We start from the raw sequence: 23,529 nt of genomic DNA on the forward strand, positions 1-23,529 counted from the left end.
CTCATGATGAGGCATGAACCTGAGAGCACGTGACGAGGCCCCTCCGGTTCGCTCGTCCGGAATGACGCCGGGAACTCTTGTTCCGTTCCGGGAGTCGCTCAGGAAGGGACAATGTGTGAGGGATCACCGAACGGGTGGAGCGGATGGAACGCACGAAACCGCAGGAAACGGGACCATCTGACGTGGAGCAGCATGCCCGGCCGGACGGGGCCGTGAACCGTGCCGTCCCCGCTTCGGCCGTACGTGCGATGAACACCTTCAGCGAAGCGGATCTGGAGAAGCAGCGCGGGGTGCGGCGCATGAAGCTCACCGCCGCCGGACTGCTGCTCTTCGTGGCGGTGGTGTACGTGCTGGCCACGTGGGCGCACAACTCCGGGGCCGGTCCCTGGGCCGGCTATGTCGCCGCGGCCGCCGAGGCAGGCATGGTGGGCGCGCTCGCCGACTGGTTCGCGGTCACCGCCCTCTTCCGCCACCCGCTCGGCCTGCCCATCCCGCACACCGCGATCATCCCGACCAAGAAGGACCAGTTGGGGGTGTCGCTGGGCGAGTTCGTCGGCGAGAACTTCCTCTCGGAGGATGTCGTACGACAGCGGCTGCGTGCCGTGGGGATCGGCAGCCGGCTGGGGGCGTGGCTGGCCGAGCCCGAGCACGCCGACCGGGTCACGGCGGAGCTGTCGGCCGCGCTCAGGGGTGCCTTGACCGTCCTGCGGGACTCCGACGTCCAGGCCGTGGTCGGGGAGGCGATCACCCGGCGGGCCGACGCCCAGGAGATCGCGCCCGGCATCGGGAAGATGCTGGAGAAGGTCGTCGTCGACGGGGGGCACCGGCGGGTCGTCGACCTGGTGGTGGCCCGGGCCCACGACTGGCTCGTGCTGCACGACGAGCAGGTCATGGGCGCGGTGCAGGGGGGCGCGCCCGGCTGGACCCCGCGTTTCGTCGACAAGAAGGTCGGCGAGCGGGTCTACAAGGAGTTGCTGCGCTTCGTGACCGAGATGCGGGACATGCCGTCCCATCCGGCACGGGGCGCGCTGGACCGGTTCCTGACGGACTTCGCCTCCGATCTCCAGTCCGACACGGACACACGCGCGCGGGTCGAGCGGCTCAAGGGCGAGGTGCTGGGGCGCGGCGAGGTCCAGGACCTGATCGCGTCCGCCTGGACCGCCGTACGGTCGATGATCGTTGCCGCCGCCGAGGACGAGCGCAGTGAGCTGCGGCTGCGGGTGCGGGCGTCGCTGCTGTCGCTGGGGGCGCGGATGGCCGTCGACCCGAAGGTGCAGTCGAAGGTCGACGGGTGGGTGGAGGGGGCCGCGGTGTACGTGGTCACCACCTACCGGCGGGAGATCACCTCCCTGATCACGGACACGGTGGCCGGCTGGGACGCCGAGCACACGACGCGGAAGATCGAGGCGCACATCGGCCGTGACCTTCAGTTCATCCGGATCAACGGCACGGTGGTGGGGTCGCTCGCGGGGTTGTTGATCTATACGGTGTCGCGGGCGCTGGGGGCGTAGGCGGCCTGGTCGAGGGCACCCGGGTGGCGTTCGCTCGAGGATCGCTCGAGGGTCGCTCGATGGGGAGGGAGCCTTTCCGTGACCACAGCCCAGGCCGATACCGGCCGTACCGTGACGACGAACATCCCCGCCAGACTCGACCGGCTTCCCTGGTCGCGCTGGCACTGGACGATCGTCATCGGACTCGGCACCGTGTGGATCCTCGACGGCCTGGAGGTCACGGTCGTCGGCAACATCGCGAGTCGGCTCTCGGAGCCGGGGAGCGGCCTGTCCATCTCCTCCGGGCAGATCACCGGGATCGCGGCGGCCCTGTACGTGGCGGGCGCGTGCGTGGGGGCGCTGTTCTGGGGGCGGCTGACGGACAAGTGGGGCCGCAAGAAGCTGTTCATGATCACGCTGGCGGTGTATCTGGCGGCCACGGCGCTGACGGCGGTGTCCTTCGAGTCGTGGTGGTTCTTCGCGTTCCGTTTCCTGACCGGGTTCGGGATCGGCGGGGAGTACGCGGCGATCAACTCCGCGATCGACGAGCTGATTCCGGCGCAGTACCGGGGCCGGGTCGACCTGATGATCAACGGGAGTTTCTGGCTGGGAGCGGTGGGCGGCTCGCTGCTGTCGATCGTCGCGCTGAACACGGACATCTTCGCGAAGGACGTGGGGTGGCGGCTGACGTTCGCGCTGGGAGCGGTGCTGGCGTTCGTGATCCTTCTCGTACGGCGGCATGTGCCGGAGAGTCCGCGGTGGTTGCTGATCCATGGGCGGGACGAGGAGGCGGAGCGGATCGTCACCTCGATCGAGGAGCGGGTGGAGGCGGAGAGGGGCGGCGAGCCCTTGCCGCGGCCCGAGGGTGAGATCACGATCCATCAGCGGCGGAGTGTGACGTTCGTGGAGATCGCGCGGACGGTGTTCTCGGACTACCGTCGCCGGTCCGTGCTGGGGTTCTCACTCTTCATAGGCCAGGCCTTCCTCTACAACGCGATCACGTTCGGGTTCGGGGCGATCCTCACGACGTTCTTCGACGTGCCGACGGGGGACACCGGGTACTACTTCGCGGTCATCGCGATCGGTAACTTCTGTGGGCCGCTGTTGCTGGGGAAGCTGTTCGACACGGTGGGGCGGCGGGTGATGATCTCGTCGACGTATCTGCTGTCGGGGCTGCTGCTGTTCGGGACGGCGTGGCTGTTCGACCAGGGGTCGCTGAGCGCGGGCACGCTGACGGCGTGCTGGTGTGCGGTGCTGTTCTTCGCGTCGGCGGGGGCGTCGAGCGCCTACCTCACGGTGTCCGAGGTGTTCCCGATGGAGACGCGGGCCATGTCGATCGCGTTCTTCTACGCGCTGGGTACGGCGGCGGGCGGCATCAGCGGACCGCTGCTGTTCGCCGACCTGACGAGCACGGGCAAGGTCGGCGACACGGTGCTGGCCTTCCAGATCGGCGCGGGTCTGATGTGCGCGGCGGGTCTGGTGGCGGCGTTCCTCGCGGTGCGGGCGGAGCGGCGGTCGCTGGAGGACATCGCGAAGCCGCTGACGGCGTCGGCGTGAGCCTCCGGCGGTTGGACGGGTGGCTGCGGGCCGGTGGGGGCGAGCGTTGTGCGCAGTTCCCCGCGCCCCTGAGTGCCTGCGGCGGCCTGTTGCGGCTTCGGTGGGGGCTTGTGTAGCGCGTGCGGTTCGGTGGGTGGGTCGGGGCCGGGGGGGGGGGTATCCGTCCTCGGTCCGGCGGTTGCCGTTGCTGTGAGATGTGCCCGGTAACGGACGCCGGCCGCTGCGGGCGGACACCCCCCACCCCGTCCCCTGCACGCCGTACGCGGCCAACGGCCCGTGGGGGCGCGCGGTGCGGCGAACGGTCCGTCGTGGCGCATGAGGGAGGGGTCGGTCCGTCGTGGTGCGCGAGGTGGGCATCGGGCCGTCTCGGCGCCGGTGACGGCAACTCCCCAGGGGCGCGGGGAACTGCGCGACCAGCCACGACGTACCCGCAGCCGCCCGACAACCCGACCCGGCACCCCTACTCGGCCCCCTCACGCCGCACCCGATCCCGCCGCCGCAGCAAAAGCAGTCCCCCCGCCACCGCGGTGATCCCCGCGGCCGCCGACCACCCGGCGATGTCGTTGGAACCGGTGGCCGCAAGGTCCGGGCCTGCGGCCGTGGACGCCGAACCCCCCGTCTGGGGTCGCGCGCCGGAGTCCGGAGAGGCGCTCGCACTGGTCGCCGGAACAGGAGAAGCCCCCGTAGCCGAAGCCCGGTCCCGCGTGAACGCCAGCGTGCCGAAGCCCAGTTGGTCGTAGCCCCCGCTGTTGGGGCCGTAGTCCCCGCCCCCACCCTCCGGCGCGGACCTCGCCGCGATCCGGGTGACGTACGACGCCGAAAGCCCCCGCCGCTTCGTGTAGTGGTTGGCGATCATCGCCCAGATGGGGCGGGTCATCGCGGGGTCGACGCCGGCCGCCGCGGACGCCGTCTCCCTCCCGGACCACCCCCCGATCGCCCCCTTCGCGCGAGTGTTCGCGGTGTAGGAGACCTCCCCTCCCAAGCCCCACTTCGCCACATACTGGGCGCCCTTGAGGAACCGGCTGTCGTCGTAGCCGTACAGGTCGTACCCCTGGTTCCACGCCATCTCGCAGAACGTGCCCATCAGGCCGACCCCGAGGAGCGCGTGCCCCTGGTCCCGGCCCGCCTCCAGCCACTCGGCGAGGCCGTCGTCGTACACGACGGGGATGGCGTTCCTGACGGAACCGAGACCCTCGCCGTGCTTGAAGTAGTCGACGGCGCGGGCGACTTGGGGGGCGTCGTCGCAGAAGATGCCGGTGGCCAGGACACAGGCCATGGCGCACAGGTCCCAGTTCGTCCAGTAGTTGGTGATGACGGCACCGTTGTGGCGGACCAGGAAGTCGTCGCTGAGCGGGGCGAAGACCTTGGTGAGCATCTCCTGGAAGCGGGAGAGGTCGAAGTCCGGGTGGTCCCGGACGAGTTCGGCGGCGTTGGCGAACTGGTAGCCGTACAGCCCGGCGGCGAGGAATCGGTCCGCGCTGCCTTCAAGCGAAGTCAGCTTCGCCGACCAGGCGTTGAGGATCGCCACGGCCGTGTCGGCGTACGCGCTGTCGCCGCTGACGTGGTGGCGGAGGCCGTTCTGGTACGCGGCGTGGATGTCGTTGTAGAGCGTCGCGTAGTTCTGCGGGCTGCCCGCGCCCCGGTACACCGTCGCCTGCGGGTTGGGCGTCCAGCCGCTCTGCGCATGGCGGTTGGCGGTCAGCTTGGCGAAACCGGCCGTGTAGGGCGCGGCGCCCGCCTTCACCTTCGCGGCCATGCGGGCGAGGTCGGCCTGCGTGTGCAGCAGACCCGGGTGCGCGAAGGCGGAGTCGGCGGCGGTGGCGGGCAGGGCCGTCGCGGCGGTCACCGCGACACCCGCGGCTCCCGCCGCCTTGAGCAAGCTGCGACGGCTGATCTGTGAAGTCACGAACGTCATTCCTCGCGTGCCGGTGGCTGGGGACGGTCAGGAGACGCGAGGGTGGGGGAGGCGATAACAGAAAGACGCCGACGACAGCCCCGGCGCCGATGACGCCAAAGGAGCCGTGCCCATGAGCATCCGCAGGGTCATGCCCGACATCCATGTCGCGTCCGGTGAGGCCCTGACGGCCAACCGTGCCTTCTACGGCCTGCTCGGCTTCGAGGAGGTCATGGACATGGGATGGGTCGTCACACTGGCGTCGCCCGCCAACCCGACCGCCCAGATCAGCTTCCTCACCGAGGAGCGCACCGCCCCCGTCGTCCCCGACCTGAGCGTGGAGGTCGAGGACGTCGACGCCGTGTACACGCAGGTCGTGGCGTCGGGCGCCGAGGTCGTACGGGAGCTGCGGGACGAGGAGTGGGGCGTACGACGCTTCTTCGTCCGGGACCCGAACGGCCGGGTGGTCAATGTGCTGACCCACAAGGCCGGGGGAGGTCACTGACCCCTCAGGCGTTGCGGTCCGCCACCGCCCACGACGCCAGGGCCACCGCTCCCGCCACTCGAACATCGCCGGCCACGCGCCCACCTTCTTGGCCAGTGGGTGGGACCCGGCGAAGGCGGCGACATACGCGGCCGTCAGCGCCCCGGCGGCCTTCCCGCCGGCCCGCTCCCGCCACTGCTGGGCCGCCGCGGCCCCGGCGACGGCCGGCACCACCCCGCCCAGCTGCCGCTTCTGACCGAACCGGACCGGACGAGAGGCGCCACTGACCGAACCCGACCGGACGTGAAGGATGATCCGCGGTCACTGGTTGTGCCCTGCGTCGAAGCGGGCCGTGGCCAGGACGGAGCCGTCCGCGGCCAGCAGCCGGGCACCGGACACCGTGGCCGGGTCGACACGCGTGGGGGCCCCCCAGTAACCCCGGCCGGCGTCGTCGAGGGAGAACTCTCCGAGGTGGACCGATGTGCCGTCCGTACGCTCCAGTCGGCATCCGACCTTTCCGGCCTCCGGGTATCCGTCGCGCGAGCCCGCGGCCTCGGACGCGTCTCCGGCCCGGGAGTCGGATCCGGAACCGTCCCGGCCGAGGTGGACCGACATGTAGACCCAGCCCGGATGTCCGGTATAGGCGAAGATCCGGCCCACCGGGCGGTGGCCGGGGGCCAGCAGAGACGCCGCGAGCAGGCCGTGCGCCGAGCCGGGGGGCTGCGAACTCCGCGAGGGGGGAGCCGACGCTCCCTCGATGGCCGTACCGACGGCCCAGCCACCGAAGCCGAACCCGAGGGCGGTCGCGACGGCGGCCGCGACCGCCACGCCGGCCCGTGGTCGCCACCGGCGCGCCGGCCGGTTCAGGCCCAGCCTGTCCGTCACCCGTGTCTCGAAGCCGGCGGGCGGCTCGCTGCCCGGCAGGAGAGAGAGCAGTCCGTCTCCGACGAACGTCAAGTGCTCCACGCGCTCCCGGCAGGCGGGGCAGCGGTCCAGGTGGGCGATGGCCTCGGCGCGCTCCTGACCGGGGAGGACACCCAGTGCCAGCTCGTCGGCGACGGCCCTCAGCCACTCGCAGTCCCTGTCAGTCATGATCGGCTCGCTCGGGTTCCAGAACCGTCCGCAGTTTCCCCATCGCCGTCCTGATCCGTGTCTTCGCCGTGCCCAGGGGGATCCCTTCGAACTCGGAGATCTGCCGTGCGGTCATCCCGTAGATCCCGGCCATGACCACGGCCCGCGCCTGCTGGCGCGGAAGGCCCGCCACCGCGGCCCGTATCCGGGAGGCCGCCTCGTCGGCCAGCGCCCACTGTTCCGGCGTCCGGGTCACGATGCCGAGCAGAGCGTCGAGATCCTCGGGGGAGACAGGGGTCGCCTTGCGCGCGCGGACGGCGTCGATCGCCAGGTTGTGCGTGATGGTCCCCAGCCAGGTCTTCACCGATCCACGCCGGGAGTCGTAGACCTGCGCATGACGCCAAGCCCTTTCGAAGGTCTGCTGGGCGATGTCCTCGGCGAGCTGGGGGTCGTCGACGACAGCGACGGCGATACCGAAGACCATGCGCTGGAACCGGCGGACGAAAGCGAGGGCGGTCTCCGGGGCGCCGGTCGCCATTCCCGCCAGCAGTGCCTCGTCCGAGAGCCGCCCGAGTGGTAGGCCCAATCTCCGCATACCAGTGGATACGGCGAACCTCGCCGAACGGATTCCCCCGGTTCGCGCGATCACATAACTATTCTCCCGCTTGCTCACTCTTGTCGGAAATCCCTCGGCGCGATCCGTCCGTATCTCTGGGCAGGAACGATTTCTCACGGAGGGCCGAGACATGGCGACGACGCTCATGACGTTCGTACGCAGGAACGTCGGGCCCGGGATGGCCGCCGGAGCACTGGCGGCCATCCTCGTGGCGTGCGGAGGCGGAAACGGCAGCGGTGGCGGCTCGTCATCGTCAGCCCCGGAACAGAGTGGCAAGCAGGGAACCACCCAGGTGGACGTGAAACTGGTCGACTACAAGATGGAGCTGTCCCAGAAGACGGTGAAGGCGGGGACCTACACGTTCGCCGTCAAGAACGACGGCCATCACGACCACGCCATGGAGATCGAGGTCTCGGGAACGGAACACAAGACGCGGACGCTGGCACCCGGAGAGTCGGCGAACCTCACCGTCTCGCTGAAGGACGGCAAGTACCAGGTCTACTGCCCTGTCGACGGCCACAAGGACCTGGGCATGAAGACCGAACTCACCGTGGGCGGCACCGCCTCAACGGGCAGCGGCACCCATACGACCGACGGTAATGGCTACTGAACGGCTACGACCGCTCACCCCTTGGAATCGATCATCCAGGGGCCTCGTCCTTGCGTGCCCCGGCTCGTAGCCGCAGCTCCGCCACATAGGCGGAGGCGACGGCGCAGCCGATGGCGGTGAGGGCGGAGCCCACGGCGACGGGATTGACGTACCCGGGGATCGCGTCGGCCGGGTAGCTGCCGCCGCCCTTCATCTCGCAGTCGAAGGAGAGGGGGAAGTAGCGCACCGAGTAGTCGATGACATGGACGACCTGCTCGTTCCCACGGCACGGCGGTATCGGCGCGGAGCCCGTGCCACCGTCCTCCGCCTCGAGGAACGCGCCGGCGAGATGCAGCAGCCCCCAGGTGTACACGAGGAGCGCGACGAGCCCCGCCAGTGTGGCGAACCCGCGCAGACGACGAGCCACCGACGACATCCCGGCCCCCTGACGACTCGTTTCCGGGTCCGCAGAGTCCAGCAGCACGCAAGGCGAACGGCTGTGGCGGAGCCCACAGTTCCGGCAACAGGGCTGTCACAGACGGGACGGGGAAAACGGCTGGCGCGCGGCACGCGGGTCGGGCGAGTCTTCCCTCACGTACGCGACCCAGGCGAGGGGGAGGGAAGTTGAAGCGCCGCACCACGCGCCGCACCACGCACCTCACCGTCGGCGACGGCACCCGCATCGCCTACCGCGACCGCCCCGGCCTCAGTCCCGGCCCCGGCCCCGAACCATCCGTGCTGCTCCTGCACGGCCTCGCGGGCCATCTGGGCGAATGGGACGACCTGGCAGGGCGGTTGGAGTCGTCCGGGCGCCGCGTGGTGTCGTACGACGCCCGTGGCCACGGTGAGAGCACCCGCCGCCCGGCGTCGGTGACCCGCGCCGCCCACGTCGAGGACGCCGCGACCCTGCTGCGGGAACTGGATCTCGCCCCCGCGATCCTCGTCGGCCAGTCCCTGGGCGGCCACACGGCGATGCTGCTCGCGGCGGACCACCCCGGACTGGTCCACTCCCTGGTCCTGGTCGAGGCGGGCCCGGCGGGCCGGAGCCCGGAGCTGCCCGGCGAGATCGCGGGCTGGCTGGACGGCTGGCCCCTTCCCTTCGCGTCCCTGGAGCAGGCGACGGCCTTCCTCGGCCACGAGGCATGGGCGCGAGGGCTCGAGGAGTACGCGGACGGCCTTCGTCCGCGCTTCGACCGTGACACGCTGGTCCGGACGATGACGGAACTGGCCACCGACGGCTACTGGCCGCAGTGGTCGCGGATCCGCTGCCCCACGCTCCTCGTGCGCGGCGCGTCCGGCACGATGAAGTCCGCGGAGGCGGCCGAGATGCTGACCCGTCGCCCGGACACCCGTACGGCCGTCGTCCCGGGCGCCGCCCACGACGTACACCTGGACCAGCCGGAACCGCTCCACCGGGAGATCGAGAAGTTCCTGGCCGACGAGTCGCCGAGGAGAAGCCCGTGACGTACGTCTTCCTGGAGACCGAAAGGCTGCGGCTGCGGGCGTTCACCGAGGCCGACGAAGACCATCTCGTCGCCCTGGACGGCGACCCCGAGGTGATGCGCTTCCTCACCGGCGGCGCGCCCACGCCCCCCGAGACGATCCGCACCCGCACCCTGCCCCGCCTCCTCCACGACCACCCCGGCCTCGGCACCCGCGGCTACTGGGCGGCCGAGGAGAAGTCCACCGGCACCTTCCTCGGCTGGTTCGAGTTCCGCCCCCTCGACGACGAGTGCCCGGCCGTCGTCGAACTGGGCTACCGACTCAACAAGGCGGCCTGGGGCCGGGGTTACGCCACCGAGGGCTCCCGCGCCCTCGTCGACAAGGGCTTCACCGACCTCGGGGTCGAACGCGTCACCGCCAACACCATGACCGTCAACACGGGCTCGCGCCGCGTGATGGAGAAGTCCGGCCTGACCTTCCTGCGCACCTACTTCGGCGACTGGCCGGAGGCGATCGAGGGCTCCGATCAGGGCGAGGTGGAGTACGAACTCCTGCGCACCGACTGGGAACAACGCCGACGCGAGCAAGCATGAACACCGGCCGCCCGCTCCTCTACCTCGACGTCGACGGCCCCCTCAATCCCTACGCCGCCAAGCCCGAACGCCGCCCCGAGGGCTACACCACCCACCGCATGAAGCCCGAGGGCTGGCTGGCCCAGCACCCCGGCCTGCCCCCGTCCCGCGTCCGGCCCCTCCGGGTCTGGCTCAACCCGTCCCACGGCCAGGCCCTGCTGAAGCTGACGGACCGCTACGACCTGGTCTGGGCGACCACCTGGCGCGAGGAGGCGAACACCTTCATCGGCCCCGTCCTCGGCCTCCCACCCCTCCCCGTCGTCGACTGGCCCACGACCCTCGCCCCCGGCCCGAACGGCACCTTCTGGAAGACCCGCCACCTCGTCACGCACGCCGAGGGCCGCCCCTTCGTCTGGCTGGACGACGAACTCGACGACAGGGACCGCGAGTTCGTGGCGGACCATCATGACGGCCCGGCTCTGCTGCATTGGGTCGATCCCCGAGTCGGCCTGCGCACTACCGATTTCGAGGCGGTCGCGGGCTTCGCCAGGGACCTGTGACGGCGAGCGCCGGGCCTCGACGCCCCCGGCCGAGGGTGCGTTCGGTGCGTCAGGGAATGAGCGTGAAACTCGCCCGGTAGACATAGCCCGGCATGGCGGGCCTGTAGGAGAAGCCGTGCCCCATGGTGAGGATGTCCGTGTACCCGTCGGGGTGGTCCACGTCGTTCATCACGTAGCTGATGGAGTACGACACCGTGGCCGGAGTCGACCCCGACCACTCGTAACAGGTCAGGAATTCCGGGTGCTCGTCGAAGTCCCTGACGGCCGTGGGGTTGTCCGCGCTGAGGTAGATGTGGCGGATGTACTGCGGAAATATGGACCAGTCCTGGCAGATGACCTCGGTCACCGGGGCGGCTGCCGAGGCGGTAGGAGCCGGTGCGGTCAACGGGACGCCGAGGGCGGCGGCAACGGCCAGCAGAACAGCGGGTCTTCGCATGGTCAGCTCCGTGGGTTCGTCGATGGGCCACTCATGGTGACAACGGCCGCCGCCTTCCACAGGGGGGAATCGAGCCTCCTGCCCGATCCCCCTTCACACCTCATCGAGCAACGCCGCCAGCCCCTGGTCGAGTTCCGGGCCCAAATCCTCCGTGCCCGGCTCGACGACGGCGTAGGAGCGCAGCAGGAAGCGGCGGAGGGCGGCCGTGCCGAAGCGGATCACGGCGACGCCCAGCGGTGAGTGCAACTCGATGACGGTCCGGGCCCACCCCTGCGGCCGTATTCGTACGTCCCCCTCGCCCGCGGGTGTCCCCAGCCCCTCCTCCAGGAGCGCCCGCCCGAACATCCATGTCACGCCCTCGCCGTCGGCCGAGACGTGCGCGGGGAAGTCGATGTGCACGGCGAAGGGCTCGGCGGAGCTGTAACGCAGCGTGGGGCGCACCGGGAGTTCCGGGTGGTCGGTGGTGATCAGGCGGGCGCGGACGGTCTGTTCCAGGGTGGCGAAGCGCATGAGCGGCGGTCTCCGTCTCGGGGTCGAGCATGGGTCGGTTGCCATGTCGAGCCACAGGAGTGCCCCTTGATTACGCGGGGCCCGGAGTTCGTTCATGTGACCTGAGTCACGCCCGGAACTGAATGGTTGAAAGTTTTGTCATCTAGGCTGACAAACCCTTCCGCGCCCCGCCCGCCGGGAACTGGAGCGTTCCTGCCATGACCGACCAACCTGCCAGAGTGCCCGCCCAGGCATCCCCCTCCGCGACCGCCGCATACGTGCGGGTCTACGAGGAGGAACAGCCGCGCCTCGTCGCATACGCCCGCTCGCTCACCCGCAACACCTGGGCGGCCGAAGACCTCGTCGCCGAGGCACACTTCCGCGTGTGGCGGCGGCTGTCCGCCGGGCACGAGATCGACAACGTTCCGGCGTACCTCATGACGACCGTCCGGCACCTCGCGTCCTCCGTCGCGAGCGCCACCCACGAGACCCCGCGGGACCCGCAGATCCCCGAACAGGCCTCCGCCGGGCAGGTGGACGACCCGGCCGAACAGGTCTCCTCCACCGACCTGTTGGTACGCGTCCTCGGCGAACTCCCCGAACGCTGGGTGCAGGCCCTGTGGCTCGCCGACGCCGAGGGCCAGCCGCTGGAGACGGTCGGTCGGCAGATCGGCGCCAAGCAGGGCGCCACGGCCGTACTGCTGCACCGTGCCCGCGAGGGCATGCGCCAGGCGTTCCTGCGCTCGCAGACCGAGGCCCCCGACGATCCCGCGTGCGAGGTCCACTGGGTCCGTATGCCGGCCTACGTCCGCGGCAACGCGACCCCGCGCCAGTCCGAGCGCCTCCTCGCCCACGTCGACGCCTGTGACGGGTGCCGGGGCCGCCTCGCCGTCCTGATCCGCGCCAACAACCGGCTGCCCGCGCTCGTGGGCCCCGCGCTGCTGGTGTTCGTGATGGGCGGCGGCACGGGGAAGTTCCTGGCGTCGCTCACGGCCGGGTCCGCGGGGGCGGCCTCGGCGACCGGGCGGGGTCTTCTTCATACGGCCCGTGCGGCGGGCCCGAAGACCAAGGCCGCCCTCGCCTCCGGTACGGCGGCCGCCGCGGCCATCGCGGTCGTGCTGGCCCTCGGGGTGAACGAGTCGCCCGCGACGGTGACTTCGCCGGGAAAGGTGCCGGTGGCGCGGGGGCCGGTGGCACAGACGCCGGTGGCGGGGCCGTCCGCGGGGGTGGCGGGGGAGCCGCCGGGGGGTGCGGCCCGGCGGGTCGAGCGGGATCGGGGCGACGGGACGGGAGCGGTCGTGGCCGGGGATCCCGGGAGCCGTTCGGGCAGTTCGGACGGCGGGGGTGCCGAGGGCGACTCGGGGGCGCCGGAGCAACCCGCGCCGGAGGTGCCGCAGCCGGCGCCGACGCCGCCGAAGGAACAGCAGCCCGAGCCCGGGCAACCGAAGCCCGGCACACCGCGGGAGAAGCCCCCCGTACCGGAGCCGGGTACCCCTGCTCCCACTGATCCCGACCCTGTTGGTGAGTCGCCGGAGCCCCCGACGTACTCGGAACCGCCGCCCGCTCCGGAGCCGACCGAACCATCAGACCCGTCGGACCCGTCGGACCCGTCGGACCCGCCCGCACCGGAGACCCCGGAGCCGCCCACCCCCGGCGACGGGTGCGGCCCCCCGCCCACCCCCGGAACTTCCGCCCCTGACAAGGGAGTTGAACCGACGACGTACGCATAACCGAAACCGAGAGAGATCGAGCGCTTCTTCGACGGCTTCGAGCTGATCGACCCGGGCGTGGCCCAGGGCGCTCTGGCGCCCGGACACACCCCCGCCGCCCCGCTCGCGGGAGATCGGCTTCTACGGCGGGGTGGCCCGGAAGCTCACCTGAACCGTTACTGACCCTTACTGGTGGTACGGCTGCTGCGGGGCCTGTCCGCCCTGCACCTGACCCCCGGTCCCGCCACCGGCGGCGGCCTGCGTCTGCAGTTGCTCCGCCTCCTCCGCGCTCAGCTTGCTCTCCGCACCGCAGAACGTGCACTGCGTCGCGTACTTCGTGGAGATCGGGAACAACGGCACGAAGAACAGCGTGAACTTCGTGACGCGCTTGCGCAGGGTGTGCGCGGCCGGATTCCCGCAGCGCCCGCACACCAGGGTGAGTATCGCGAGCTGGTACAGGTATCCCTTGGTGCCAAAGAGGATGAGCATGATGTCGTCGCCTTCCGGGGTCGGTGCTTGAGAGGCAGTATCCCCGGGACCGGCGTCTGTGCTGTGCCGTCCCGCGCAGTGGACTGTGGGCAGCGCGTCGGTGACCGTCACCCGGACTCCTGGCCGCCGGTGCCGGCGCCGACGCGGCCGGCAGCTCGGGCCGAGGTCCACCAGCCGGCCACGACCAGGGGGAGCACGGCCAGCAGGGGCAGCAGCGGGAAGTGGCCATCGGCGCCGTCGGAGGAGAAGGCGTCACGGACGGCCGCGTTCGCCGGCGAGGCGGAGACCACCAGCAGCAGCACCGAACCGATGACCAGCGTTCCGGCCGCGCCCACCGTCGTGCGCACCAGCGGCGGACTACCGGCCGCTCCGAGCGCACTGCCCGTCAACGCGCAGACCAGTCCGGTGGCCAGACCATTGCCGAGCACCAGGGGCAGATTCTGGGGCACCCGGCAGACCAGCAGGGCCCCCGCTGCCGCGAGTGTCACCAGCAGCAGACCCACGGCCAGGGGGATGACGAGCGCGGCGTACTGCGGCCGACGGGTACCGGTCGCGGCGGCGAGGCAGGCACGGGCCGCAGGCGGTTCCGCGGCCAGCAGGGAGCGGGTGAGCCAGGCCAGGGCGGGCACCAGCACGGCGGCGTTCCAGCCGAGCTGACTGCCGAGCCCGGACTGACCGTCCAGTGAGATCGCCACCAGCCCCACGTAGAACAGCACGGGCGGGAGCCAGCGCTGGGAGCGGAGGAGGAGGGCGCTGTAGTAGCGGAGCAGCGCGGTCAAGGGCGGACTCCGCTCGGGTGTGGGGTGTGGGCGCCCGGAACGCCGTAGGTCTGAAGCAGTGCTCTCACCGTGGTCCCCCGCTCACGCCCCGCACATGGGCTCCCGGCTCGGCGAGCAGCGCGCGCAGCACCGCGTCCGAGTGGGTCTCGTCCGTCTCCAGCCGCACGCTCCCGTCCGCGAGCGTGCTGACCGCCCGCACGCCGGGCAGCGCGGACAGCTCCGCCACCCCGCCCGTCAGGCCCGCGCAGTCGATCCGTACCGGTGCGGCGGCGGCCTGCCGCGTCACGGCCACCGTGCCCCCACCGACGACCCACCGCAGATCGGTGCGCTCCGAGAGCCGTTCCGGATCATGATCAACGAAGACCACGGTCGCGCCCTCGGCCACCCGACGCTCCACCTCATCGTCCAGGGCGACCCGCGAATCGGCGTCCAGTCCCGTCCACGCCTCGTCCAGCACCAACAGCTCGGGCTCGGCGAGGAGTGCCTGTACGACGGCCACCTTCTGGCAGGTCCCCTTGGACAGCTTGGCCAGCGGCTGCCCCGCGTGCTCCTCGGCCCCGAACCGGGCCAGCAGCCGCGCCCCGCGCCGCTCCGCCTCCGCGCCCGGCAGACCGTGCACCCGCCCCACGAGCCGCAGATACTCCGACGCGCTGAAGGGCAGCGCGGGCGGGAAACGCTCCGGGACGTACGCGGTACGCGCCGGACGCCCGAGCACCCGCCCCCGGTCCGGCCGGGCCGACCCGGCGACCACCCGCAGCAACGTCGACTTCCCGCACCCGTTGGCACCCTGGGCCCGGACGAGCCGACCGGCCGGCAGGTCCAGATCCACCTCACGCACCACCCACGGCCCACGCCACCCGTAGCGCAGCCCGACCCCCTCAAGTCTCACCTGGCCAGGATAGGAGGGAGCGGCGGGCAGGGGGCAGGGAAGCGCCACGACGGTCTGCTCGGTGAAGTGAGATGAAGCGAAATGTGATGCGGGGCCGCCGATTCTTCTACGGCATGTCGAATGCAGGCAGCGGTTGTTCGAGGGAGTGGGGGCCGGGCGCCTCGAGCAGGTCGGAGTGGTGGTCACCCCGCTGGCCACCCACCTGAAGTACCGCGTAGGGAAGTGACTCTTCTGGCCCGGGCCTCGATCAGGACTCCAGACGGCTCAGCGCCTCCATGGCCTCGCGTTCGATGCGTGACAGCTCGTGGAGGGCGGTGCCCGCCCGTACGAGGTACTTCTCATCGCCCGACTCACCGGCTCGGGTGATCAGCGCGGCGACCTCCGTCCACAGCACGGCGGCCTCGGTGTACAACCGGTGGCCGGTGCGCAACTGGGGACTTGGCTCCAGCACTTGGGAGCACTCGGCGAGGAAGTCGCGGTAGAGATTGCGGAACAGGGCGCCGCCGGTACCGGCCTTCTCCATCAGCAGGGCGGCCTGCGGCAGGTCCCGCCGTGGGTCGTCGGTCCGCCCGAGCCAGGTGCGGACCAGCTTGCCGCTCTTCTCGATGCCACGGTGACCCAGGTTGGCGATCGGCGGGTTGAGAAAGGCGTCGGCACAGGCGGTGATGGCGGGAAAGATCCTCTCGTGAGCCGCGGGCAGGCCCCGGGGCACGGTGGGAACGGTGAGGGTGAAGGACCGGTGCCTGGCGGTCATGGGCCCCCGCGCGGCCCGAGCCTGAGCGAGATACCGCCGAGACTCGTGGGCACCAATCGAACGACCCGGGGGCTTCTCTCCGGCCGAGCCCGTCCTTACCGGGGGATTAGGCGACCTGGTCGTCGTAGCCGTACATCGCGACGACATGACCACCGAAGTGCACCTTCGACCCGAAGTAGTCCAGGTGGTAACTGTCGAGCTGCAACCCCACGGGCCGGCCGCCCTCAATGACCTCCACCACGTTCGCCCAGCCCTTCCGGGCCGAGGCGGTCTCCTGCACCACGAGCTCCAGCCCGAGCGTCTCGGCCAGATTCCGGGTGAGCTCGAACGGCCTGACCCGTCCCCCGAGGAACGGGAACCCCATGCTCTTGCTGTCCCAGTAAACGAAGGAGAGCCCGCGGCCCAGGCCGAAGAGCATGGGTTCGGAGAGATCGAGTCCTTGGTGGCGGAGGAGTACGCCGAGGGTGGTGGTCTCGCAGTGCTGGGTGGCGCGGGTGTCGATGCCGTTCACGATGGTCACGCGATGCTCTCCTGGTCGGGGTGATCGGCCCGGTCATCACGCCCCGTTGACACCGCTTCGCCTTACGAGGAGTGAAGTCGGCCCTCGCCCTCTGCGAGGTGAACCTCAGAGCTTCGGCTCAACGGGGAAGGGAAGTTTGTCCGCCCAGCCGGCAAGAGCCGACGCCGCGATCTCGCGGGACTCGCCGCCTGCGGAGGTCTCCGTGAGCAGGGTTCGTTCGGCGTTGGGGAGGGTGAGCTCACGGTAGAACTGGAGATCCTCGAAGCCGTTGACAGCGACGTCGTGACTGGTCGCTGCATACACGAGACGGGGAACGCGCGCCCAGTAGCAGGCGGTCAGGCACATGGGGCACGGCTCGCTGCTCGAGTACATCACGGCGTCTTCCATCAGATGGCGCCCGAGCTTCGTACCGGCGGCACGCAGGGCCATGACCTCGGCGTGTGCCGTGGGATCGCGGAGCTCGACGACCGAACTGGTACCGGTGGCCACGACTTCGCCGTCAATGACGACGATCGCGCCGAACGGGGTCTTGCCCTCGTCCTCAAGGGCGTGGCGGGACAGTTCGATGGCCTGGGTGAGGAAGTCGTGGTCCTGAGGGGTCTCGGGAGCGTAGGGCACCTGTTCTCCAAGTGTTCCGTCGTGCCGGTTGCGGGTGCACTTACATGTAGATGGAGGGATCGGCGTCGCCGAAGGGGCCGTCGAAGTCCATGTCGTAGCCGGTGAGGGGCGTGGTCGCTCCGGCGGTGGTGATGGTGTGCAACGCCAGTTCGGCCTTGTGGGGGTCGGTCCAGTCCCCGTTTTTCAACAGTTCGACCATATCCGGGATGTCTGCGCCGGACTGGTCGCCGCGGAGTATGAGCCGGTGGATGCGCGGAGCGGCGGACGAGCCTGCCGGGCAGAGCAGCACTCCGGTGGCGGACAGCCGCTCGTGCCACTCGGCGAAAGCTCTGTCGACAGCGGGCGGTCGGGAGACCGTCTCGGGGGTGAGAGGGAGGTTGTGCAGGATGACGCGGGTGAGGGTGAGACGGTCGCCGCGTCGAAGCTGAGCGGCCATCAGCGCTTGGTCCACCTCGTTGCGGAAGGCCGTGAAACCGGGCTGAAGCCAGTCCTGGCCACACTGCACAACCACGGCCGCGGTCACGTCCTGCGCTTCGAGCCCGGCGAGGCGTTCGCGCCAGGAATCGATGTCTATGACGGGGTCGGTCACGATCCCTCCCGGGTGTGGGTGCCGACCAGTTGCAGGACGGCCAGGCCGGTGACGACGGCCTCGACGGGGTCGCTCTCCCCGGCGGCCCCGGGCAGGACCCGCGTGGCAAGGCGGGCGGTCGCCTGCAGGGCAGGAGCAGGGAGTACGGCGAGAAAGTCGCGCAGTTCGGAGTCGCTCTCGGCGGGAGCGAGCGGGGCCAGGCGGCAGGCGACGGCGAGAATCATCGCGGCAGGCCGCCGCTGGGGCTCGACCAGCGGGACAGGCAACCGGTAGGTGCGGCCGCCTCGCGCACGCCGTATCTCCGCGGTGGCCGAACCGGGAGGGTCAGCGCGGCAGACAAGACTCAGAAGGGCCTCGCGGGCTTCGGCTGCCGTGGCGAAGTAGCGGTGGGTGGCGAAGGTCCGTAGGTAGGCACCCAACAACTGGTGGTCGGGCGTGAATTCGGGCCGTATCAGTTCCGGTGGGTGAGGCAGCCGGGCATCGCGCAGGGTCGCGAGCGCCGTCACGGAGACGAGGGCCCAGAAGTGGTCGTAGTCCTCGACCGAACCGAGAACCCGTCGGGCGGCGTCGGCCTCGGGCGTGGAGACGCGGCCTTGATCACCGTACAGGGACTGACGCAGTTGGCTGAGGATGGAGGCCCCGTCCCAGTAGTTCCCCATGAACTTGGTGCCGGTGAGGATCTCGTACGTCCCGTACAGCGCGCTGGCCTGATGGGCACCGTGGAACTCGGTGAAGTCGCCGGTCCACAGCAGCACTTGGAGCGGGCTGGTGAGAATGGAACCGAGTTCGTCATGGTGGGCGGCGGACTTGGGATCGGGGTCGACACAGCGCAAGATCTTCAGCCGGGCGTCGGTGGTGAGGGCGGCCAGCTCACGGGCGGCCCGGCTGGAGGCGACGCCACGTACCGACATCAGCAGGGCGGTGTTGGCGAGCCAGGCGAGGTAGCGGCTGAGGGCGCCGAGCGGCGGAGCGGGGTCGGACAGCCGTCGGCAGTGACCGATCACCGAGTCGATGAGCGCATGGGCGCAGGAGACGGCCTGGATCGGATCGGCACCGCCGGCGAGAGTGGCCCGCACGAGGCGGTGCAGCACATCGAGATGAACGGTGACGGCGTCGTCGACGGCCTCCACCGGCACCTCCGCCTCCACCAACTGGTCGACGAGATGCCGGATGGCGGTCGGGTCATTGCCGGTCGCGGCCTGACTGACGGTCCCCAGGTAGGAGTTGACGATGGGGTCGTGCTCAAGGCTTGGGGAGGGCGAGCCAGGACGGCTGCTACCTCTGCCGCTTCTGCCGCCCCTTCCGCCTCCCTGCCGAGCCAGCGCGTCGGCAAGGGTGTGGCGTAACAGCTGATTGCGGCCACCGATGCTGGCCAGCCCGAAGAGCCGTACGAAGGAGAAGACGCCGTAGATGTTCGCGAGCAGGAACAGCAGCGCGCCGTAGGTGGCACTCGTGGCGTTGTCGCCGAGCAGCCCACAGCCGGTGAACAGCGCCGCGAACCATCCGATGAGCACCCACTCCCGGAACGCGATGTGCCCGTCGATCGCCCGTAATGACGGCCACGAACTCGCCGCGGAGAAGGTCAGAGCGAAGATGACCGCCTCACCGGTCAGCAGCGTCGCGAAGAAGGCGATGCTGAACTGGGTCGCGTCGACGACGTCGTCGTGACTACGGGGATAGGCGAGAGCGACGAACGCGAGGCCCACGGCGCACAGGAACAGCCAGATCTGTCTCCATACCTGCACTGTCGCTCCGTGTCCCCTGAGCCTCGCTGGTGTTGCTCAACTCTTGCAGGGATGACGGGGGTTGCCAACAGTTGATCAGGTCAGTTCGGAGTCGACTGGTCGGTGCGGCAAGTTGACGCTCGCCAGGAACTCGGCCCAGGACAGAGCCGACATTGTGAGGTGCCGATGCTCGGGACGCTTCGAGTCCCGTATGAGTACACCGGACGGAACGATCGCGGCTTCGAGGCACTCGGTCGCATTTCCGCCGCTGTACGACGACTTGAACCAGGCAAGATCAGAGGCACTCTGAGGACCGACAGGCATTCACAGCTCCTTGCGGGCGCGATGGATCATGGCGGAGGAAGCCTCCATGTCCAACGCTTGTGCGCGCAGGTACTCGAACGCAAGTCTGTATCGCTCCAGTTCCTCGTCCTTCTCCAGGAAGAGGGAGCCGGTGTGGAAGTCGACGTACACGACGTCGAGGCCTGGATCGGCACCGCCGATGATGACGAAGCTTCCCAGAGCAGCCGCGTGCGCTCCTTTGGAGAAGGGCAAGACCTGGAGCGTTATGTGAGGCGACTCGTTGGCTTCGAGTAGCCGGTCGAGTTGTTCCCTCATGGTTGCCGGCGACCCGACGAGACGGCGGACCACGGACTCGTCGAGGATGGCCCACAGGCGTGGCGGTTTCGAGCGGGAGAGGATGTCCTGCCGCTTCATGCGGATGTCGACCAGCCGCTCGATCTCCGCAGGTTCCAGTGGGACCTCGTTGGCCTTCTGCACAGCCGTGCTGTAGGCGCGGGTTTGCAGAAGGCCGGGGACGTAGACACACGAGAAGTGACTCTCGTGTACTGCCTCATCTTCCAGGGTGAGCAGCAGGTTCATGCTCTCGGGGATGGAGTCGGCGAAGGAACTCCACCAGCCTTGCTGCTTGGCGTCCTTGGCGAGCCTGACAATGGCCGCACGCTCGGCGTCGGTGGCCCCGTACTCGCGGCAAAGTGCGTCGACGACGATCCACTTGACCGGTCCGGCCTGGGTTTCGTACCTGCTCACCGTTGCCTTGGAAACACCGACGAGTTTTCCGGCGTCCTCAAGCGTCAGGCTCTTGCGTGCGCGCAACTTGCGCATCATCGCGCCTAGTTGACGACGCCGGGTTGTAGTGCGTTCAGGCATGCGGCTCCTCCGCCAAGTTCCGGGTCGTCAGGCCCGGAGATCCCATCAGGCTAGGCAGGGAGCGGCCGGACTCACCATCAGATTCACTCGTTGGGTTCTCGTGAGAAGTTACACAGTGAGACTTCTCTATGCCATGCTCGCTTTCAGACCGCTACACAGTGCAGTCGTGTGAACACGGCAGGCGCAGCATCTGTGTGGCTTGGGAGGGAGGAGTAGCCATGCACGGCTACGAGATGTCCGAGCCCCTACTCCGCTGTGTCCTGCCCTTTGAGGCGGTGCCGGCGGAAGTGCGCCTTCTCCGGAAGGCGGCTGCCAAGCAACTGAACCTGTGGGGCGTGTCCACAGCGACGGATGAGGCGGAGCTGCTCGTCACGGAGCTGGCGACGAACGTCTTCAAACACGTCGGCGAAGGTGTTTCAGCGACTCTGATCCTGGAACGGAGGGGAGAGCGGCTGAGGCTGGAAGTCCACGACAAGAGTCAGGCGGTGCCGACGTCCAAGACGGCAGGCTGTGACGAGGAGTGCGGCCGCGGTCTGCACCTTCTCGCGGCGCTGGCGGTGGACTGGGGAACTGTCCTGACCGCCGTCGGCAAGGCGGTTTGGTGTGAGATCGCGATCAGCTCCGGACGAGCGTGCCGCCGCATCGAGCGGGCCGTTGATGCACTTGAGCGATATCAGGGACGCGTTGGTGGCCTTGGGCTGTTCGGAAGGAGGCGGGATACGGCCTTGGAGGAGTCAGCGATCGAGCTGATCGCGGACCTACTTCACTGGACCGCCGCCCGTGGCCATGATCCGGACGACATGCTCGACCGGGCTCAGGTGCACTACGAGGCTGAAGCGGACGCAGCCTGACGGGCTCCTGCCATGGCCAAGGGGTGCGCGAGTTCGTCAAGCGCTGACTTTTCGGATCGTGTAATGATCACTCCTTCGTGGGTCGCAGGAAGGAGTGCTATGGGGGAGTCGCTGCGCGTGGGGCAGGTGCTGCGCTATTCGAGCGCAAAGGACCCAACCTCCCCCGTGCTCGATGGATACACAAACTTCCACTACGTGACGGATGCTCCAGGTCACAAGAAGGCACTTCTCGAGTCCGGCATAAATGGCATGGCGAAGGTCTCCGCGAGGGGGAGGCAACGGCGGCCGGCCATCCTTATCCGTTCCAGTCCGTGGAAGGCCGGCAGCGAGCAGACGCCGTGGCACGACGTGTTCGATATGGACAACGGTCACGTGCGGTACTTCGGTGACCACAAGGTCGGACTGGCCAAGTCCCCCGGAACCACCACAGGGAACGCTGCCCTTCTTGACGCCTTTACGGAGCATCAGGCGCCGACACCGGAGGGGCGAGCCGATGCGGTCCCTCTGCTGCTGTTTCGGGCTGTGTCACGCAACGGCAAGGTCAAGGGCTTCGTCGAGTTCTGTGGACTCGGGGTTGTGGAACGGGCCGAACGGATCGTTCAGTGGGCAGGACACGAGCACACAACGTTCACCAACTACGTGTACGACATTGCCTTGATCGATCTCACTGTCGAGAACGATCAGGTCGACTGGGACTGGATCACTGCGCGTCGTAATCCGGCCGTCTCTGATCAGGAGGCCCTGGTCAAGGCACCACGCGCCTGGCGGGAGTGGGTCAAGCGGGGGCACTCCGCTCTGCCCCGGGTCCGCCGGCGCGTTGCTCGAGCCCGCGTCACGAAGGTGCGTGATCAGCGTCCTGCGCCAGGCAGTCGGCGAGACGAAGACCTCCGGTTCATCTATGAGCAGTTCGACAGACGCAAACATGACTTCGAGGCCGTCGCTTCTGCCGTCGCCGCTCGTGTGCTGAGAGGTTCCGGACACAACTACCGCGAGGGATGGATCACTCGGCGCTCCGGAGACGGTGGCGCGGATTTCGTCGGTCGTATCGACCTTGGGACAGGTCTGGCCGGTACCAGCCTCGTCGTCCTCGGCCAAGCCAAGTGCATACGTCCGGACACCAGTGTCTCCGCTGAACAGATAGCACGAGTGGTTGCACGCCTACGCCGCGGCTGGATCGGCGCATACGTCACCACCGGAGCTTTCTCGGAGCCGGCTCAACTCGAGATGGTGGAGGACCAATACCCCATCGTTCTCGTCAACGGGCTGGATCTGGCCCGTGAGTTGCGCAGCATGGCCCGAGACGATCACGGCAACGACCTTGCAGCATGCCTGGACCACATCCTCTATGCCCAAGGTGTACCGATCACCAGCCGGCGCCCCGAAGAGATCCTTCTGGAGTGAGTCTTTCGGCAACGCCGGACGAGCTCAGTGTGCCCGCTGGCGAGACAGCGCCGGGGCGTACTCCGTCATGGGGCCCTTTGGCGCTCCTGGAGAACATGAGGCAGGGCTTGCGCGGAAGCGTGAGCGCGGGAGACTGGTCCCATGTCCCCGACCGCATCGTCCCCAGCCGTTTCAGCTCGTATGAGTCGGCAGGCGTCTCATAACACTCAGCCGGAACTGACTGTACGGCGCCTGCTGCACGCCGACGGGCTGCGGTACCGAGTGCACTACCCCGTACCGGGTATGCCGCGGCGGAGCATGGACATCGCCTTCAGTAAATTGAGGATTGCTGTGTTCCTCGACGGCTGCTACTGGCATGGCTGCCCGGAGCACGCCACGCATCCGCGGGCCAACGCCGAGTGGTGGCGCTCGAAGCTCGACCGGAACATCGCGCGTGACCGTGAGACGACCGACCACCTGACTGCCGCCGGTTGGACAGTGCTGAGGTTCTGGGAGCATGAGTCGGCCGATGACGTCGCCCACCTGATCGAGACCATGGTGCGGTCTCGCAGGTCGGCCTTGGGCGACTCCTGACCCCGGGGGCGCCCGCATCGGGCGGCGTGCCGTTCCTCGCGAGCAGGTGTTTCCGCGTGGGCCTCGTGAAGCTCCGGGTTTCCACACCAAATCGGGGCCACGATTCTGCATATCAGGACGTGCCCTGCACAATATCGTGTAGATGTTGTGTGCACGGGGGCGCGTCCCCGGTGCATTTCAAGGTGTCTGTGTCGCGGATGGGCTGATCGACGAGGCGCAGCGCCTCGCAGTCCGGTTGGCTCGAGTGAACAGAAACGGGGAA

Annotated in this window: 25 protein-coding genes and 4 pseudogenes; 12 read left to right on the forward strand and 17 right to left on the reverse strand. The window is 69.2% G+C overall.

The genetic code is table 11. From position 1 onward, the window contains the following. Positions 1-143: 143 nt before the first annotated feature. A complete protein-coding gene (locus OG841_RS28690) occupies positions 144-1,511 on the forward strand; it encodes a DUF445 domain-containing protein (protein ID WP_365120104.1) in 1,368 nt (455 codons plus the stop codon). Positions 1,512-1,589: 78 nt separating this feature from the next. Beyond that, positions 1,590-3,047 (forward strand): MFS transporter, encoded by a 1,458-nt coding sequence (locus tag OG841_RS28695; protein WP_328638891.1) that lies wholly within the window; start codon positions 1,590-1,592, stop codon positions 3,045-3,047. Between the two features lie 460 nt (positions 3,048-3,507). Here the strand turns inward: OG841_RS28695 and OG841_RS28700 are convergent, their stop codons facing one another. After that, entirely contained in the window at positions 3,508-4,953 is a 1,446-nt protein-coding gene (locus OG841_RS28700; protein ID WP_328638890.1) for an alginate lyase family protein, read from the reverse strand. A gap of 121 nt (positions 4,954-5,074) precedes the next feature. Here OG841_RS28700 and OG841_RS28705 point away from each other — a divergent pair, with 121 nt between their 5' ends. Next, the gene (locus tag OG841_RS28705) at positions 5,075-5,446 is read left to right on the forward strand and encodes a VOC family protein (RefSeq protein WP_328638889.1); all 372 of its coding nucleotides are present in this window, start codon (positions 5,075-5,077) and stop codon (positions 5,444-5,446) included. Positions 5,447-5,450: 4 nt separating this feature from the next. On the opposite strand, the pseudogene OG841_RS28710 reads toward OG841_RS28705, so the two are convergent. The 3 genes and pseudogenes from OG841_RS28710 to OG841_RS28720 all read right to left on the reverse strand — a co-directional run bounded on the left by OG841_RS28710 (position 5,451) and on the right by OG841_RS28720 (position 7,091). Next, a pseudogene (locus OG841_RS28710) lies at positions 5,451-5,740 on the reverse strand (hypothetical protein). Positions 5,741-5,746: 6 nt separating this feature from the next. Then, positions 5,747-6,517, reverse strand: coding sequence for a zf-HC2 domain-containing protein (locus tag OG841_RS28715; protein WP_328638888.1), 771 nt, complete (start codon positions 6,515-6,517; stop codon positions 5,747-5,749). After that, positions 6,510-7,091 carry an RNA polymerase sigma factor gene (locus OG841_RS28720; RefSeq protein WP_328638887.1) on the reverse strand — a complete coding sequence of 194 codons (582 nt, stop codon included), beginning with the start codon at positions 7,089-7,091 and terminating at the stop codon, positions 6,510-6,512. The genes OG841_RS28715 and OG841_RS28720 overlap by 8 nt, the downstream gene beginning before the upstream one ends. Positions 7,092-7,242: 151 nt before the next feature. Here OG841_RS28720 and OG841_RS28725 point away from each other — a divergent pair, with 151 nt between their 5' ends. Then, positions 7,243-7,722, forward strand: a complete 480-nt coding sequence (locus OG841_RS28725) for a cupredoxin domain-containing protein (protein ID WP_328638886.1) — start codon at positions 7,243-7,245, stop codon at positions 7,720-7,722. A gap of 31 nt (positions 7,723-7,753) precedes the next feature. On the opposite strand, the gene OG841_RS28730 is transcribed toward OG841_RS28725, so the two are convergent. Continuing rightward, the gene (locus OG841_RS28730; RefSeq protein ID WP_328638885.1) at positions 7,754-8,137 is read right to left on the reverse strand and encodes a hypothetical protein; all 384 of its coding nucleotides are present in this window, start codon (positions 8,135-8,137) and stop codon (positions 7,754-7,756) included. Between the two features lie 188 nt (positions 8,138-8,325). Here OG841_RS28730 and OG841_RS28735 point away from each other — a divergent pair, with 188 nt between their 5' ends. The 3 genes from OG841_RS28735 to OG841_RS28745 are packed head-to-tail and all read left to right on the forward strand — an operon-like array spanning position 8,326 to position 10,276. After that, complete coding sequence (locus OG841_RS28735) at positions 8,326-9,165, forward strand: alpha/beta fold hydrolase (protein WP_328638884.1); 840 nt, start codon at positions 8,326-8,328, stop codon at positions 9,163-9,165. After that, positions 9,162-9,737: a GNAT family N-acetyltransferase gene (locus OG841_RS28740; protein ID WP_328638883.1), complete on the forward strand. Its 576-nt coding sequence runs from the start codon at positions 9,162-9,164 to the stop codon at positions 9,735-9,737. Before OG841_RS28735 ends, OG841_RS28740 begins: the two co-directional genes overlap by 4 nt. Continuing rightward, positions 9,734-10,276: an HAD domain-containing protein gene (locus tag OG841_RS28745; protein WP_328638882.1), complete on the forward strand. Its 543-nt coding sequence runs from the start codon at positions 9,734-9,736 to the stop codon at positions 10,274-10,276. Before OG841_RS28740 ends, OG841_RS28745 begins: the two co-directional genes overlap by 4 nt. A gap of 49 nt (positions 10,277-10,325) precedes the next feature. Here OG841_RS28745 and OG841_RS28750 read toward each other — a convergent pair whose 3' ends face one another. Together OG841_RS28750 and OG841_RS28755 are read right to left on the reverse strand one after the other, a co-directional pair. After that, the gene (locus OG841_RS28750; RefSeq protein ID WP_371567064.1) at positions 10,326-10,712 is read right to left on the reverse strand and encodes a hypothetical protein; all 387 of its coding nucleotides are present in this window, start codon (positions 10,710-10,712) and stop codon (positions 10,326-10,328) included. 93 nt (positions 10,713-10,805) lie between these two features. Then, positions 10,806-11,222 (reverse strand): SsgA family sporulation/cell division regulator, encoded by a 417-nt coding sequence (locus OG841_RS28755; protein WP_328638880.1) that lies wholly within the window; start codon positions 11,220-11,222, stop codon positions 10,806-10,808. A gap of 197 nt (positions 11,223-11,419) precedes the next feature. On the opposite strand from OG841_RS28755, the gene OG841_RS28760 reads away from it, so the two are divergent. Continuing rightward, on the forward strand, positions 11,420-12,931 hold the full coding sequence (locus tag OG841_RS28760; protein ID WP_371567065.1) for a sigma-70 family RNA polymerase sigma factor: 1,512 nt from the start codon (positions 11,420-11,422) through the stop codon (positions 12,929-12,931). Positions 12,932-12,943: 12 nt separating this feature from the next. Then, positions 12,944-13,082 (forward strand): annotated as a pseudogene (locus tag OG841_RS28765) (SAM-dependent methyltransferase); the annotation flags it as partial. Positions 13,083-13,096: 14 nt separating this feature from the next. Here the strand turns inward: OG841_RS28765 and OG841_RS28770 are convergent. The 10 genes and pseudogenes from OG841_RS28770 to OG841_RS28815 all read right to left on the reverse strand — a co-directional run bounded on the left by OG841_RS28770 (position 13,097) and on the right by OG841_RS28815 (position 20,442). After that, positions 13,097-13,399 carry a zinc-ribbon domain-containing protein gene (locus OG841_RS28770; RefSeq protein ID WP_266564188.1) on the reverse strand — a complete coding sequence of 101 codons (303 nt, stop codon included), beginning with the start codon at positions 13,397-13,399 and terminating at the stop codon, positions 13,097-13,099. 107 nt (positions 13,400-13,506) lie between these two features. Further along, positions 13,507-14,178, reverse strand: a complete 672-nt coding sequence (locus tag OG841_RS28775) for a hypothetical protein (RefSeq protein WP_328638878.1) — start codon at positions 14,176-14,178, stop codon at positions 13,507-13,509. A gap of 64 nt (positions 14,179-14,242) precedes the next feature. Beyond that, entirely contained in the window at positions 14,243-15,067 is an 825-nt protein-coding gene (locus OG841_RS28780) for an ABC transporter ATP-binding protein (protein WP_328638877.1), read from the reverse strand. Between the two features lie 247 nt (positions 15,068-15,314). Further along, positions 15,315-15,857 (reverse strand): annotated as a pseudogene (locus OG841_RS28785) (DUF4872 domain-containing protein); the annotation flags it as partial. A gap of 73 nt (positions 15,858-15,930) precedes the next feature. After that, a pseudogene (locus OG841_RS28790) lies at positions 15,931-16,341 on the reverse strand (BtrH N-terminal domain-containing protein); the annotation flags it as partial. 105 nt (positions 16,342-16,446) lie between these two features. Beyond that, a complete protein-coding gene (locus tag OG841_RS28795; RefSeq protein ID WP_328638876.1) occupies positions 16,447-16,959 on the reverse strand; it encodes a nucleoside deaminase in 513 nt (170 codons plus the stop codon). A 40-nt stretch (positions 16,960-16,999) separates the two neighbouring features. After that, positions 17,000-17,548: a hypothetical protein gene (locus OG841_RS28800; protein WP_328638875.1), complete on the reverse strand. Its 549-nt coding sequence runs from the start codon at positions 17,546-17,548 to the stop codon at positions 17,000-17,002. Then, complete coding sequence (locus OG841_RS28805; protein WP_328638874.1) at positions 17,545-19,293, reverse strand: hypothetical protein; 1,749 nt, start codon at positions 19,291-19,293, stop codon at positions 17,545-17,547. Before OG841_RS28805 ends, OG841_RS28800 begins: the two co-directional genes overlap by 4 nt. A 75-nt stretch (positions 19,294-19,368) precedes the next feature. Continuing rightward, positions 19,369-19,596: a DUF397 domain-containing protein gene (locus OG841_RS28810; RefSeq protein WP_328638873.1), complete on the reverse strand. Its 228-nt coding sequence runs from the start codon at positions 19,594-19,596 to the stop codon at positions 19,369-19,371. Beyond that, on the reverse strand, positions 19,597-20,442 hold the full coding sequence (locus tag OG841_RS28815; RefSeq protein WP_371567066.1) for a helix-turn-helix domain-containing protein: 846 nt from the start codon (positions 20,440-20,442) through the stop codon (positions 19,597-19,599). It lies immediately after the preceding gene. 218 nt (positions 20,443-20,660) lie between these two features. Here OG841_RS28815 and OG841_RS28820 point away from each other — a divergent pair, with 218 nt between their 5' ends. From OG841_RS28820 to OG841_RS28830, 3 genes are all read left to right on the forward strand, one after another. Then, positions 20,661-21,293, forward strand: coding sequence for an ATP-binding protein (locus tag OG841_RS28820; RefSeq protein WP_328638871.1), 633 nt, complete (start codon positions 20,661-20,663; stop codon positions 21,291-21,293). A gap of 99 nt (positions 21,294-21,392) precedes the next feature. Further along, positions 21,393-22,694 (forward strand): restriction endonuclease, encoded by a 1,302-nt coding sequence (locus tag OG841_RS28825; protein WP_371567067.1) that lies wholly within the window; start codon positions 21,393-21,395, stop codon positions 22,692-22,694. A 180-nt stretch (positions 22,695-22,874) separates the two neighbouring features. After that, positions 22,875-23,267 carry a very short patch repair endonuclease gene (locus OG841_RS28830; RefSeq protein WP_371570856.1) on the forward strand — a complete coding sequence of 131 codons (393 nt, stop codon included), beginning with the start codon at positions 22,875-22,877 and terminating at the stop codon, positions 23,265-23,267. Positions 23,268-23,529: the final 262 nt, after the last annotated feature.

This window comes from Streptomyces canus (genome assembly GCF_041435015.1).
In the GTDB taxonomy this organism is placed as follows: Bacteria; Actinomycetota; Actinomycetes; order Streptomycetales; family Streptomycetaceae; genus Streptomyces; species Streptomyces canus_G.

Bases quoted from the DNA above. Each gene is read 5' to 3' on its own strand.
- OG841_RS28830 (WP_371570856.1), top strand. From the start codon at position 22,875: ATGAGTCGGCAGGCGTCTCATAACACTCAGCCGGAACTGACTGTACGG.
- OG841_RS28750 (WP_371567064.1), bottom strand. From the start codon at position 10,712: ATGCGAAGACCCGCTGTTCTGCTGGCCGTTGCCGCCGCCCTCGGCGTC.
- OG841_RS28755 (WP_328638880.1), bottom strand. From the start codon at position 11,222: ATGCGCTTCGCCACCCTGGAACAGACCGTCCGCGCCCGCCTGATCACC.
- OG841_RS28815 (WP_371567066.1), bottom strand. From the start codon at position 20,442: ATGCCTGAACGCACTACAACCCGGCGTCGTCAACTAGGCGCGATGATG.
- OG841_RS28810 (WP_328638873.1), bottom strand. From the start codon at position 19,596: ATGCCTGTCGGTCCTCAGAGTGCCTCTGATCTTGCCTGGTTCAAGTCG.
- OG841_RS28715 (WP_328638888.1), bottom strand. From the start codon at position 6,517: ATGACTGACAGGGACTGCGAGTGGCTGAGGGCCGTCGCCGACGAGCTG.
- OG841_RS28725 (WP_328638886.1), top strand. From the start codon at position 7,243: ATGGCGACGACGCTCATGACGTTCGTACGCAGGAACGTCGGGCCCGGG.
- OG841_RS28690 (WP_365120104.1), top strand. From the start codon at position 144: ATGGAACGCACGAAACCGCAGGAAACGGGACCATCTGACGTGGAGCAG.
- OG841_RS28730 (WP_328638885.1), bottom strand. From the start codon at position 8,137: ATGTCGTCGGTGGCTCGTCGTCTGCGCGGGTTCGCCACACTGGCGGGG.
- OG841_RS28770 (WP_266564188.1), bottom strand. From the start codon at position 13,399: ATGCTCATCCTCTTTGGCACCAAGGGATACCTGTACCAGCTCGCGATA.
- OG841_RS28760 (WP_371567065.1), top strand. From the start codon at position 11,420: ATGACCGACCAACCTGCCAGAGTGCCCGCCCAGGCATCCCCCTCCGCG.
- OG841_RS28720 (WP_328638887.1), bottom strand. From the start codon at position 7,091: ATGCGGAGATTGGGCCTACCACTCGGGCGGCTCTCGGACGAGGCACTG.
- OG841_RS28745 (WP_328638882.1), top strand. From the start codon at position 9,734: ATGAACACCGGCCGCCCGCTCCTCTACCTCGACGTCGACGGCCCCCTC.
- OG841_RS28825 (WP_371567067.1), top strand. From the start codon at position 21,393: ATGGGGGAGTCGCTGCGCGTGGGGCAGGTGCTGCGCTATTCGAGCGCA.
- OG841_RS28820 (WP_328638871.1), top strand. From the start codon at position 20,661: ATGCACGGCTACGAGATGTCCGAGCCCCTACTCCGCTGTGTCCTGCCC.
- OG841_RS28705 (WP_328638889.1), top strand. From the start codon at position 5,075: ATGAGCATCCGCAGGGTCATGCCCGACATCCATGTCGCGTCCGGTGAG.